The organism is Acidovorax sp. 106 (genome assembly GCF_003663825.1).
Lineage (GTDB): Bacteria > Pseudomonadota > Gammaproteobacteria > Burkholderiales > Burkholderiaceae_C > Acidovorax.
The window spans coordinates 1,508,614-1,521,922 of record NZ_RCCC01000001.1; the positions used below are offsets into that span (position 1 = coordinate 1,508,614).

9 protein-coding genes are annotated in these 13,309 nt (G+C 64.6%); 3 read left to right on the top strand and 6 right to left on the bottom strand.

Translation table 11 applies throughout. The annotated features are described in order from the left end of the window. Window positions 1-27: 27 nt before the first annotated feature. From C8C98_RS06730 to C8C98_RS06745, 4 genes are all read right to left on the bottom strand, one after another. Window positions 28-2,133: a TonB-dependent receptor gene (locus tag C8C98_RS06730; protein WP_370450435.1), complete on the bottom strand. Its 2,106-nt coding sequence runs from the start codon at window positions 2,131-2,133 to the stop codon at window positions 28-30. Between the two features lie 206 nt (window positions 2,134-2,339). Further along, entirely contained in the window at window positions 2,340-2,561 is a 222-nt protein-coding gene (locus C8C98_RS06735; protein ID WP_121453632.1) for a DUF350 domain-containing protein, read from the bottom strand. Window positions 2,562-2,617: 56 nt separating this feature from the next. Next, window positions 2,618-4,129 carry a DUF4178 domain-containing protein gene (locus tag C8C98_RS06740; RefSeq protein ID WP_121453633.1) on the bottom strand — a complete coding sequence of 504 codons (1,512 nt, stop codon included), beginning with the start codon at window positions 4,127-4,129 and terminating at the stop codon, window positions 2,618-2,620. Between the two features lie 123 nt (window positions 4,130-4,252). Beyond that, a complete protein-coding gene (locus C8C98_RS06745; protein ID WP_121453634.1) occupies window positions 4,253-5,299 on the bottom strand; it encodes an SPFH domain-containing protein in 1,047 nt (348 codons plus the stop codon). Window positions 5,300-5,553: 254 nt separating this feature from the next. Between C8C98_RS06745 and C8C98_RS06750 the strand changes: the two genes are divergently transcribed. After that, entirely contained in the window at window positions 5,554-5,820 is a 267-nt protein-coding gene (locus C8C98_RS06750) for a DUF2061 domain-containing protein (protein ID WP_121453635.1), read from the top strand. 172 nt (window positions 5,821-5,992) lie between these two features. On the opposite strand, the gene C8C98_RS06755 is transcribed toward C8C98_RS06750, so the two are convergent. Continuing rightward, window positions 5,993-6,547, bottom strand: coding sequence for an adenine phosphoribosyltransferase (locus tag C8C98_RS06755; RefSeq protein ID WP_121453636.1), 555 nt, complete (start codon window positions 6,545-6,547; stop codon window positions 5,993-5,995). A gap of 341 nt (window positions 6,548-6,888) precedes the next feature. Between C8C98_RS06755 and C8C98_RS06760 the strand changes: the two genes are divergently transcribed. Then, window positions 6,889-9,942, top strand: coding sequence for an EAL domain-containing protein (locus C8C98_RS06760; RefSeq protein ID WP_121453637.1), 3,054 nt, complete (start codon window positions 6,889-6,891; stop codon window positions 9,940-9,942). A 215-nt stretch (window positions 9,943-10,157) separates the two neighbouring features. On the opposite strand, the gene C8C98_RS06765 is transcribed toward C8C98_RS06760, so the two are convergent. After that, the gene (locus tag C8C98_RS06765; RefSeq protein ID WP_121453638.1) at window positions 10,158-12,143 is read right to left on the bottom strand and encodes a monovalent cation:proton antiporter family protein; all 1,986 of its coding nucleotides are present in this window, start codon (window positions 12,141-12,143) and stop codon (window positions 10,158-10,160) included. A 79-nt stretch (window positions 12,144-12,222) separates the two neighbouring features. Here C8C98_RS06765 and C8C98_RS06770 point away from each other — a divergent pair, with 79 nt between their 5' ends. Then, window positions 12,223-13,224, top strand: coding sequence for an SIS domain-containing protein (locus C8C98_RS06770; protein WP_121453639.1), 1,002 nt, complete (start codon window positions 12,223-12,225; stop codon window positions 13,222-13,224). Window positions 13,225-13,309 lie beyond the last annotated feature (85 nt).

Below are 13,309 nucleotides of genomic sequence, written 5' to 3' on the forward strand. Positions count from 1 at the left end.
ACACAGGCGCCCTCAGGGGCAAGGCGCTCAGAACTGGTAGTTCACGCTCAGCAGCACGCTGCGCGGGGCACCGGGCATGCTGGCAGAGCGCCAGTATTCCTTGTCCAGCAGGTTGGACAGGGCCAGGGTGGCGCTCCAAGGGGCAGCGCGCCAACCGATCAAGGCGTCCCAGCGGGTATAGCCAGGCAGGCGCGTGGTGTTGGCCTCGTTGGTGTAGCGGCTGCTGGTGTGCGTGACCCCCAACTCTCCGTACCAGGCCCCCTCGGGCGCGTAGCGCACGAACAGATTGCCGTTGCGCTTGGCCGTGTCGCGCAAAGTTTTGCCTTCGTTGGCAGGCACGCTGCGGTCCTCCACGACCTTGGCGCTCATCAAACCGATGCCACCGCGCACGTACCACGAAGGCGCAACGCGCCCTGCGGCACTCCACTCAATGCCGCGCGAGCGTTCTTTGCCCCGCACCATGTACAGCAGAGGGTTGTTCACGGGCTCTGGCTGGTAACGGATGTTGTAGTGCTCCAGCTGGTACACCGCCAGTTGGGTGGACAACTTGCCATCCAGCCAATCGCTCTTGACGCCAGCCTCGATCTGGCGCGAGTGCTGAGGCTCCGCATCAAACACGGCATTGGGATCCACGGACACACTCAGTAGCCCACGCCCTCCATAGGGAGAGAAACTCTTGCTGTAGGAGGTGTAGAGGCTGTGGTCACGCACAGGCTGCCAGACCAGGCCAGCGCGCGGGCTCACAGAATCGCCGCTGGTCGTGCGCTGGGCCCCAGTGAGCTGATTCAAAGTCGTGAAGTCAAAACTGTCGTAGCGGGCACCGACCAGCAACTTCCATTGCGGTGCAAGGTGGATGAGGTCTTGGGCGTACAGCGCTTTGGCTTGCGCCTCATGCAGATTTTGCTGTGACGGGGCGCCTTGAACGGGGCGCACTGCGTTGAGCACCGGATTGAACGGATCGACAAACCCGTTGCTGTTGGCGGTAGAGAACAAACGGGGGTTGCGCACCTCCTCGCTGTGCTCCAGACCCACCAGCAATTCATGGCGCATGCCAACCACATCCATCCGGCCACTGAGGTCAAGGGTGTGGTTCGTCGTCTTGTTACTGGTTTCCTGCCAGGCGTAGCTCTGGCGTACGCGGCCTGGGTTGGAGCAAGCCACGCCCGCCGATGTACGGCCCTGCGCGTTGCAGTAGGTACCTGCAAAGTAGTGATCAAAGTCCTGGCTGGCCTCGCGCTTGCTGGCCACCCAGCGCAGGCTCCAAGCGGCATTGAAGTCGTAGCTCAGGTCTGATCGGAGCACGCGCAGGCGGTCTTCCACATAGTCTCCAGGCTGCGCAAACCCTTGCCGAATAGACACCCCCGCAGGCAACTGATCGTAGGCAGGCCCACGGTCGGGCACGCGCCATACGTTGTCGTAGGTGTACTGCCCCGTCCAGCGCAGGCCGGTACGTGTGTCCACCGTGATGCTGGGCGACACCATCTCGTTCTTGTTGCGGATGCCACTGCGAAAGCTGTGCGCCTGCTCGCGGTCCGCCGTCAGGCGCACGGCCACGTTGGGGTTGATGACCTTGTTGATGTCGAGGGTGCCACCGTAGTTGTCCCACGAGCCGCCTCGCAGGGTCAGGCTGCTCTTGGCATCAAAGCGGGCCTGTTTGCTGACCAAGTTGATCACCCCACCGCCCGCGCTGCGGCCATACAGCACCGATGCGGGGCCTTTGAGGATTTCAATCCGTTCGACGTTTGCGGTGCTGCGGCGCACCTGGCCACTTTCGCGCACGCCGTCGCGGTAGATATCGCCCGAGTCCGCTGCAAAGCCCCGGATCATCACGCCCTCGCCGCGCATGTCGTAGCTGGTGTTGACGCCCGGCACGCCATCGAGCATGGTGGCCAGGTCGTTGATGCCGTAGCTTTTGTACTTGTTGACTTCCAGCGTGTCGATGGTCTGCGGAATGTCTTTGGGCGCCATGTAGGTCTTGGTGGCGGTGGTCACGCCTTCGGGGCGCACATCGTCAGGGTCATATTGCGCGCCCGTGACCTGCACGGCCGGCAGTTCTGCGGCCGTGCGCGGAGTGTCCTGCGCCAGGGCCTGGCCGCCCCAAGAGCCAAAACCCACTAAAAGGGCCGCGCCCATGCGGCCCAAAGGAAAACGGGCAGCCTTGCTGCCCGTACTGGAATCAATTGCCATGTCAACGTCCTGAATAGCGCGCGCTTCTTTGCAGAAGGCGCCAAATACTGAACGTCACATCTTAATGCAAACGAGAACAATTATTATTTAATAATTTACCCAGGCGACACATTGGAGCCGCACAGCGCACAGGCTTGCGCGCCAACGACACGTCAATGGATCGCTGCCGCCACGATGATGCTGATGCCCAGGCACATGGCGGCCACCACCAGGCCCAGGGCCTGGTTTTGCTTTTCGACGATTTCGCGCCACAGGTCGTAGGGCGTGATCTTGTCGATGATGATGAAGGCCACCCAGAAGATGATGATGCCCATCAGGGCATACAGCAGCGTGCCGCCGATGGACAGGGGGTGAAGCCATTCGAATTTGGTCATGCGGTTCTCCGGTGAAAGTCTGGTTGTTTCGATGTCATTGCAATGTCATGTGCATGTCACTTGTGCCCGCCGCCGGAGGAGTAGCCTCCGTACGAGCCGCCCGAGCTGCGGTAGCCCGATGAGGAGCAGTTCTCGACCCGGGGGTCGCAGCTGGAGCAGCGGCTCATGAGGATGAGCAAGATGATGATGACCACCGCGATGAGGATGATGGTGCCGCAGCCCATGCCCGACTTGGCCACGAACGGACCGGTGTCGTCACGCTGGAGCACGTCCTTCTTGTCGTCGAGCTTGAAGGCCTTGGCCACCGTGTCACTGCTGAGCTTGTCGCCCGACGACCAGGTGATCTCGTTGGCGCTTTGCTCCAGCGATAGCAGGCCTTTGCTGCTGGCGAAGTCGCGGTTGGAGGTTTTTTGGCCCCGGCTCACCTGCCAGTAGAACTCGCCCAGCACGTAGGTGGTTTCGGCCTCGTAGGTGTACTTGAGGTCGTACTTGGTGCCCATGTACGTGGCCGAGCGGCCGGTGGACGCCAGCTGCGGCGCGCCGGTGGTGGGGCGCACCATGCTCCAGCCTTCTTCGGAGTCGACCAGAAACGCAAAGCCGCGCTTTTGGTTGTAGAGCAGGTACTCGCTCCAGCCAAAGTGTTCGTCGTCGCCAGGCTCCACGCCCATGCGGTGCTGAAAGCCCACCACCTGCCAGTGCACGCCCTGCAGCTGCCCCTTGGTGCCCAGCGGGATGATGGGTTGCACGGGCTCGTCCTGCACGGCAGCGCGCAGCTCGCCGCCCACGCCACTGTCCAGGTTGATGAGGCTGGCGCACGAGCCGCAGGTGAGGCTCTTGGTAGTGGACAGCTGTACCTGCACGGGTGCGCCGCAATGCGGGCAGTTGAACTGGCGGCCTTTTTCTTCCTTGGCCGATGCGTCCTTGAGGCCTTGCAGTTGCAGGTCTTCGAGCAGCACCGAGGTGCCGCGTTCTACATTGGGCGGGGTGTGGCCGTAGTCGATGCTGAGCACTTCGCCGTCGGCGCTGCGCAGCTCCACCATGTCAAACGGCTGGCCCAGGGGCGGCAGTTTGGGCAGCTCGCCCTGGGCCGACAACAGCTGAGCGCGGCCACTGAAGGCCACGCTGTAGCTCTTGCCGTTGATGGCCGTGGTGGCGCCCAGGCGAAAGCGGCTGGCCTCGGGCAGCTCGCGGCCTGGGTTGATCTGGCGGGTGAAGACGTAGGCGCCGTTGTCTTCGCCCAGGCTGGCCATGGTGCCGTCTTGCAAAAACGCCACCCACTCGGTCCAGACCCCGGCCTCGGTTTTGTACTGCAGCCGCCCGATGAGGGTGAAGGGCTGCTCCTTGCCATCGAGCTTGGCGCGCCCACTGGCCATGAGCTGCAGCGGGCTGTGGTCGTCGAACAGCTCGGCCATCTTGCCCAGGCGCGTGAGCACATCGCCACTGCGCACCACGGTGCTTTGGCAGTAGCCGCACACGGCGTGCGTGGATTGCGCGCTCTTGAATTCCACCGGCGCGCCGCAGCCGGGGCAAGGGGCGCGGTAGGCGCGCTGGGTTGGGTCTGTGGCCATGGGCAGGCGATGGGAAGGCGGTGAGCGAGTAGACGTCACCTGCGAACAAGGGCTGAAGGCAAAAATTGCCTCCAGCCCTCATTCAACAAGCGCGAGCAGCTATTGATTTAATAGCAAATTCGGTCAGACCAGCTTTTTCAGCAGCTCTGCCTTCTTGGCGTCGAACTCTTCCTGCGTGAGGATGCCCTTGGCCTTGAGGTCGCCCAGCTTTTCCAGCGTGGCCATCACCTCGTCGGCGCGCACACCCACCGGGGCTGCGGGTACAGCAGCAGGGGCCGCCTGGGCCGCGCCGCCTTGCAGGCCCTGCTGCAGGTTTTGCGCCAGCACCTGGCCCAGCGCCACGCCCGCGCCCAGGCCCATGGCGTCGCCCGCAATACCACCGCCATTGCCCGCACCTTCGGCAAATTTGGGGATGGCCTGCGCCGTCTGGTACTGCATGAACTTGGCCATGTCGTTGCCGACCATGCCCATGCCAATCTTCTGGTCGAGGATCTTTTGCAGCTCTTCGGGCAGCGACACGTTCTGCACGGTCATGGCTTCGAGCAGCAGACCGATCTTGGCAAAAGCGGGTTGCAGCTCTTTGGCCAGCGCGTCGGCAAACGCGATCTGATTGGCCGCCAAATCCAGGAAGGGCAGGCCGCTGCTGGCGATGGCGTTGCTGATGTTTTGCAGCACCAGGCCACGCAGTTGGCCGTCCACCTCGGCCACGGTGTATTCCTCGCGCGTGCCGGAGATTTCGGTGTGGAACAGCTTGGGGTCTGCCACGCGGAAGGCGTAGTTACCAAAGGCGCGCAGGCGCACGGCACCGAAGTCCTTGTCGCGGATGGTGATGGGCTGGGGCGTGCCCCACTTCTGGTCGATCTGCTGGCGGGTGCTGAAGAAGTAGACGTCGCTCTTGAAGGGCGACTCAAAGAGCTTGTCCCAGTTCTTCAGGTAGGTCAGGACGGGCAGCGTCTGCGTGGTGAGCTTGTGCGTGCCGGGGCCAAACACGTCGGCCACTTTGCCTTCGTTGACGAAGAGCGCCATCTGCGACTCGCGAACGATGAGCGTGCCGCCGTTCTGGATTTCCATGTCGCGCATCGGGAAGCGCCACGCCAGGGTGCCGTCGCTGTCTTCAGTCCACTGGATGATGTCAATGAACTGTTTCTTGATGAAGTCCATCAGGGCCATGTGTGCTCCCAGTAGCGCTTGCGCGCTTGCGCTGTTGAAAAGAGAACCATCATAGCAACGGGGGTGTTGCGAAGAAAGAGCACGCGGCGTATGGATTTGGGGCGAGCGGTAACCAGGCATTGCGGAGCCATCGCGCCCGCTTATTCATAGTGACTATCTTTTGTTTAGCCAATGCCAATTGGCATTAGCTATTGAGAATGCCTACCATTTGAACCAGTCCCAGCCGTACACCCGACACTCCCAAGGAGCCCGCCATGTCCCACATCCGCCACATCGCCCGCCAGAACAAGACCATGCTCATGAAAACGGGCAGCTACTACCTCATCCACATCTGCGTGGCGGCCATGGTGGCCTACGCCGTGACGGGCAATCTGCTCGCGTCGCTCACGCTGAGCCTGCTGGAGCCCACGGTGCAAGCGGTGGCGTTTTTCTTCCACGAAAAAGCCTGGGACCGCGCGGCGCGCAACGGGGCGGCCAACCCGACAGCGGAGTTGCCCGCTGCAGCTGCGCAACCTGCCTGAAGGGGCTGCAACCATGCCATCCCACCACGCGCCAGAAACCCCCCACTTGTTTGCCCAATGGCTGTTGCATTGCCTGGCCCAATGGGCTGAGAGCGCCTGATGGCCTGTATGACCCGCAGGCCCGCTGCCACCTTTGAGGGCAGGTGGCAGCGGGTGGCAGCGCTCATGCGGCTCAGTGCCCGGCAAAATCCACCAGCGTGAACAGCGGCAGGCCAGAGTCCCGCAGGCGCTGTGAGCCACCCAGCTCGGGCAAATCGACAATGGCCGCACCCTCGGTGACCGTCGCGCCCAGCTTCTCCAGCAGCCGGCGCCCGGCCATCATGGTGCCGCCGGTGGCGATCAGGTCGTCGATCAACAGAACGCGGTCACCGGGCTTGACGGCATCGGTGTGCAACTCCACGGTGGCGCTGCCGTATTCCAGCTCGTAGGTTTCTTCCACCGTGGTGAAGGGCAGCTTGCCCTTTTTGCGGATGGGCACAAAACCCACGTTCAATTCGTAGGCCACTACGGCGCCCAGAATGAAGCCCCGTGCGTCCAGCCCTGCCACCACATCGGGGCGCAGCGCTTTGTCCATGTAGCGGTGCACAAAGGCATCGATCAACACGCGAAACACCTTGGGGTCTTGCAGCAGCGGCGTGATGTCGCGAAATTGCACGCCCGGCGCGGGCCAATCGGGCACCGTGCGGATGTGTTGACGAAGGTACTGGTTGACGCTGAATGACTGCATGGCAAAAACGGCCTGAGGCCGCAAGGTGAATCCTGAAACACGGGAAAAAGCGCCCCTGCCGGTCAGACCCGGCGCCAGGGCGCTATCGAAAAGACGCTGTGCGGCGCTGCGCCACAACGAAGGGGGCGTATTGTTCCAAATTGTGTGCCATGTCGACCCGTTCTCTGCACAATGGCAGGCACGATGCGCGGATACCGAACATGACTTACGCAAAACAGGGCACAAGCAAGCCGTTCAGCCCAAAGCAAAGGTGGCTGTTGCCTCCCGATTTGCGCAGGAACCTGTTCTAAGTCCTAACGGATGTTCTCGCGCCCCTGGCTGCCTGCCCTCCACCCCAGTCCATGCCCATCACCGTCCTTTTGATTGACAACGATAGGGAACACGCCCAGGCGCTGGTCACTGCGCTGGCAGACCCCTGGCTGGGCTGGCGGGTGGACGTAACCAGCAGCGTGCAGGCCGCCCGCGAGCGCCTGCGCCAACAGGCGGTGGACATTGTGGTGTGCACCCAGCAGGTGGACGACGGTGGTGCCTATGACGTACTGGAAACCCTGCACAGCGTGCCAGCCCTAATCTTGGTGAGGCCCGGCCAGGAGGGCCATGCCGCCCATGCCATGCGCCACGGCTTTGCCGACTTTGCGGTGCAGGACCCCGGACTGAACTACCTGCTGGCCTTGCCCGCGCAGATTGAAGCCGTGCTGGAGCGCAGCACCAGCGCGCGCGCGCGCCGCTCTGCCGAGGCCATGCTGAACCGCCAGCACCGTTTGCTGCAGGCCATTTCGCGGGCGCAGGCGGTGTTCATTGCCAGCGCGCGCCCCCAGGCGGCGTTTGACGCCCTGCTCGAAGAGCTGATGGAGTTGACCCGCAGCAGCTTTGGCATGGTGGGCCATGTGCAGCCCGCCCCCGGCCGTGCCCCGGCCCTGCATGTGCATGCAATGACAGACATCCGCTGGGACGAGGCCACACGCATGCAGACGGTGCGGCGCTCGCAAGACGCGATGGTGTTTGACGAGCCCGCCTCGCTGATCGGCGCCGTGCTGGCCAGTGAAAAGCCGCTGATCGTGAATGACGCCAGCACCGACCCACGCTGCCAGGCCCCGCCGCCAGGTCTGCCCACCCTGCGGACCTGCATGGGCTTGCCCATCCACGCCGCGCAAAATATGGTGGCGATGGTGGTGCTGGCCAACAGCAACAATGGCTACGCCCCAGCGGACATCCAGTTTCTGCAGCCGCTGCTGAGCACCGTAGGCCAGTTGGAGATGGCGCGCCGTGCCCAGGAAGAGCGGCGCAAGGTGGATGCCGAACTGCTGCGCACCAGCGCGCTGCTGTGCGAGAAGTCCAACGCACTGCACGCCACCCTGGCCAGCGTGTCGCAGGGCATCGTCAAGGTCGATGCCGACGGCAAGATCCGCGTCTACAACCAGCGCTACCTGGAGTTGCTGGATCTGCCCGAGGCCTTTTTGGCCAACCAGCCCAGCCACGAAGACATTGTGCGCTTTCAGACCGAGCGCGGGGACTTTGGCATGGGGTTCGAGCTGATCGAGGCCACGGCCCGCGCCTATGTACAGGCCGAGTACGCCACCCAGGGGCGCGGCCACAGCGTGCCCGACAGCTATGTGCGGCGCACACGGGGCGGCCGCTACCTGGAGGTGCGCACCTGCACCATGCCCGACGGCGGCCGGGTGCGCACCTTCACCGATGTGACGGACTACCTGGGCACGGTGGAGGCCTTGCGCCAAAGCGAAGCCCGCTGGCGCAGCCTCACGCACCTGTCGTCAGACTGGTACTGGGAGCAGGACGCGCAGCTGCGCTTTGTGCGACTGGACGGGCGATCGAGCGAAGCCGTCGGCATCCAGGACAACTCCTTTTATGGCCGCACCCGCTGGGAGCTGGACAACACCTTTGTGAACGACACGCTGTGGGTGGAGCATCGGGCCCAGCTGCAAGCCCGCGAGGTGTTCCACGACTTTGAAATCCAGCGCCAGACCCCTTCGGGCGAGATGATGTGCGTGTCGGTCAGCGGCGAGCCTTTTTACGACGACCAGGGGCAGTTCGCTGGCTACCGGGGCATTGCCCGCGACATCACCGAGCGCAAGAAGGCCGAGGCTGAAATCCAGCGCCTGGCGTTTTACGACGAGCTCACCGGCCTGCCCAACCGGCGCCTGCTGACGGACCGGCTCGAGCGCGCCGTAGCCTCCCGCGCGCGCGACGGAAAGCACGGTGCCTTATTGTTTCTGGACCTGGACAACTTCAAGGGCATCAACGACACCCTGGGCCATGAGTGGGGCGACCAGTTGCTGGTGCAAGTGGCCCAGCGCATCACCGCCAGCGTGCGGGCCAGCGACACCGTGGCCCGCCTGGGAGGCGACGAATTTGTGCTGGTGCTGCAGGACCTGCACGAAGACCCCACGCAGGCGGCGGTGGAGGCTGAGCTGGTGGCCCAGAAGGTGCGGCTGGAGCTGAACAAGCCTTACGCACTGGAAGGCTCGGTGCTGCACAGCACGCCCAGCATTGGCATCACCTTGTTTCGCGATCAGGCGCAGCCGGTGCAAGAGCTGCTCAAGCGTGCCGACCTGGCCATGTACCAGGCCAAGGCCCAGGGTCGCAACACGCTGTGCTTTTTTGACCCGGCGATGCAGGCTGCGGCCTCGGCACGCTCGGCCCTGGAGGGCGATATCCGCTTGGGGCTTGAGCGCAACGAGTTTTTGCTGCACTACCAGCCGGTGGTCAACGAGGGTGGGCAGGTGCTGGGCGCCGAGGCGCTGGTGCGCTGGCGCCACCCGCAGCGCGGCATGGTGTCGCCAGGCGAATTCATCCCGCTGGCCGAGCAAACCGGGCTGATCCTGCCGCTAGGCCAGCAGGTGCTGCGCATGGCCTGCACCCAACTCGCGCACTGGCACCAGCAGCCCACCACCCGCTTTTGGACGGTGGCCGTGAACGTGAGTGCGCAGGAGTTCCGCGACCCGGACTTTGTCGCCCAGGTGTGGCAGGCCTTGACGGAAACCGGTGCGCCCCCCCAGCAGCTCAAGATCGAACTGACCGAGAGCCTGCTGCTGCACGATGTGGAAGACAGCATTGCCAAGATGCAGTCCCTGCGCCAGCGGGGCGTGGGGTTTTCGCTGGACGACTTTGGCACCGGCTACTCGTCGCTCAGCTACCTCAAGCGGCTACCGCTCGATCAGCTCAAGATCGACCAGAGCTTTGTGCGCGACGTGCTCACCGACCCCAACGACGCCGCCATTGCCTGCACCATCGTCGCCCTGGCGCAGAGCCTGGGGCTGGACGTGGTGGCCGAGGGCGTGGAGACGCAAGGCCAGCGCGAGTTCTTGCTGCGCAACGGCTGCCTGCAGTTCCAGGGCTACCTGTTCGGGCGGCCTGGGCCTGCCGAGCTTTTGTAGATTGCTATTAAATATATAGCTATTAGCGCTTGATAGATAAGCGCTGGAGCCATATTTCATTCATATTTTTGAGTCAGCCCCGGCAACTGGCACACACCAGGCCAGAGATGCCAAGCAAGGGCCGCCCCGCAGCGAGGGCATCGCCCCCCTCCCCGGAGCGCGTAGCGCGCAGAGAGAAGGGGAAGGCGCGCAGCGCCTCAGGGGGATCCACTCTGCTACCCCCGCAGCAGCTTGTCCTCGGCCAACGCCAGGGCGGCGGGGTGGCCGGACAGCACCAGGGTATCGCCCTCTTGCAGCACCGCTGTATCCACCACCTGGGTCTGGTGCCCATTGGCCCGCCGCAGGTTGACCACACGCACCCCCACGGCAGGCAAGGCCAGGTCGCCCAAGGGGCAGCCCAAGGCCTTGGCCCCCAGGGGCAAGCTGAAGGTGGCCATGCGCTCTTGGTCGCGCTCGTTGACGGTGTCATCGTCCGCACCATGGAAGTACCCGCGCAGCAGGTTGTAGCGGGCGTCGCGCTGGTCTTGCACCAGGCGCAGCACCCGGCGCATCGGCACGCCCACCAGGGCCAGCGCATGGCTGGCCAGCATGAGCGAGCCTTCAATGGCCTCGGGCACCACTTCGGTGGCCCCGGCCGCCTGCAGCTTGTCGAGTGAGAAATCGTCTTGCGTGCGCACCACCACAGGCACCTGGGGCGCGTGCGAGCGGGTGTTGGCCAGCACCTTGAGGGCTGCGGGCACGTCGATGTAGGTCACCACCACCGCGCTGGCGCGCACCAGGCCCGCCGCCATCAGCGCCTGCAGCCGGGTGGCATCGCCGTACACCACCGAATCACCCGCCGCAGCGGCCTGGCGCACGCGGTCCGGGTCCAGGTCCAGCGCCATGTAGGGGATGTTCTCGCGCTCGAGCATGCGCGCCAGGTTCTGGCCGCAGCGCCCATAGCCGCAGATGATGACGTGCTTGCTGGTGTTGATGGATTTGCGCGCAATCGTGGTCATCTGCAGCGACTGCTGCAGCCAGTCGCTGGCCACCAGCTTCATCACGATGCGGTTGCTGTACATGATGAGAAAGGGCGTGGCCAGCATCGACAGCACCATGGCAGCGAGGATCGGGTTCATCAGCGCAGGCTGCACCAAGCCATGTTCTTGCGTGAGCGACAACAGCACAAAGCCAAACTCGCCCGCCTGCGCCAGGAACAGGCCCGAGCGCAGCGCCACGCCCGTGGTGGCGCCCATCAGCCGGGCCAGCACCAGGATGATGAGCGACTTGACCAGCAGCGGCACCGCCAGCAGCGCCAGCACCAGGCCCCATCGGTCCACCAGGATGTGCCAGTCCAGCATCATGCCGATGGTGATGAAAAACAGGCCCAGCAGCACGTCGTGAAAGGGACGGATGTCGGTGCCCACCTGGTGGCGGTATTCCGTCTCAGACACCAGCACCCCGGCAATGAAGGCGCCCAGCGCCAGGCTCAGGCCCGCCAGCTCGGTCAGCCACGCCAGGCCCAGGGTGATGAGCAGCAGGTTCAGCATGAACAGCTCTTCGCTCTTGCGGCGCGCCACCAGGGTCAGCCACCAGCGCATCACCCGCTGCCCGCCGGTGAGCAGCACCCCCACCAGCACGATGGCCTTGAGCAGCGCCCAGCCCAGGGCCACCAGCAATTGGTCTGACGATGAGCCCAGCGCTGGAATCAGCACCAGCAGCGGCACCACGGCCAGGTCCTGGAACAGCAAAATTCCCATGACGCGGCGCCCGTGCTCGCTCTCCAGTTCGGCACGCTCGGCCATCAGCTTGACCACGATAGCCGTGCTGCTCATGGCCAGCACGCCGGACAACGCCAGCGCCGTCTGCCAGCCCATGTCCCAGATGCCGCCTACCGCGTAAGACAGCAAGATCCCGCCGCCCGCCACCACCGCCATGGTCAGCAGCACCTGCATCAACCCCAGGCCAAACACCTGGCGGCGCATGGCCCGCAGCTTGGGCAGGCTGAACTCCAGCCCAATGGCAAACATCAGGAACACCACGCCAAACTCACCCAGGTGCCGCACGCCTTCGGAGTTCTGGGCCAGTGCCATGGCGTGGGGCCCGATCAACACCCCGGCCGCCAGATAGCCCAACATGGGCGGCAGCTTGAGGCTGCGGCAGACGACCACCCCCAGCACAGCGGCCAGCAGGTACAGCAAAGTCAGGGCGAGGGAAGACATAGGCTGATGCTATACGAGGCACAGGGGCGTTGAGACGCCTATCGCCCAGCCATGGCGCCCCGGTCGATAGAATCCCGGCATGACCGCCAGCCCCTCCACGCCCCCTCCATTCAATGCAGAGCAAGCCCTGCGACTGGCCCGCGAGACCTTTGACATCGAGGCCGCCGCACTGACAGGGCTGGCAGAACGCGTGGACGAGCGCTTTGCCCAGGCCGTGCAGATGGTGCTGCGCACCACCGGCCGCCTGGTGGTGATGGGCATGGGCAAAAGCGGTCATGTAGGCCGCAAGATTGCCGCCACACTGGCTTCCACCGGCACCCCGGCGTTTTTTGTGCACCCCGCAGAGGCCAGCCACGGCGACCTGGGCATGGTGACTGGCGCGGACCTGGTGCTGGCCATCTCCAACAGCGGCGAAAGCGGCGAACTCACCGCCATCCTGCCCGTGCTCAAGCGCCTGGGCGCGCCCCTGATCGCACTGACCGGCGGACTGCAATCCACCCTGGCACGCCATGCCGATCTGGTGCTGGACTGCAGCGTGGAGCGCGAAGCCTGCCCCCTGAATCTGGCCCCCACCGCTAGCACCACCGCCCAGCTGGCCATGGGCGACGCCCTGGCCGTGGCCCTGCTGGATGCGCGTGGCTTTCGCCCGGAAGACTTTGCGCGCTCGCACCCGGGCGGCTCGCTGGGGCGCAAACTGCTCACGCACGTCAGCGATGTCATGCGCAGCGGCAGCCAGGTGCCCCGCGTGGCGCCCGACGCATCGTTCAGCGACCTGATGCGCGAGATGAGCGCCAAAGGCTTGGGCGCCTCGGCCATCGTGGACGCAGACGGCCAGGTGCTGGGCGTCTTCACCGATGGGGACTTGCGCCGCCGCATTGAGGCGGGAGCCGATTTGCGCACCGCCACAGCAGCCCAGGTCATGCACCCCTCGCCACGCCGCATTGCGGCCGATGCGCTGGCGGTAGACGCCGCCGAGATGATGGAAGCCCACGGCATCACCAGCGTGCTGGTGGTGGACGCGGGCGGCGCACTGACCGGCGTGGTGCACATTGGCGATCTGATGCGGGCAAAAGTGATATGACCCCCCTGAGTCGCTTCGCGCCTTCCCCCCAAGAGGGACGCACCCCCCGGCCCGGCGAAGCCGGTTCCACGGGTGCACTGGCTTT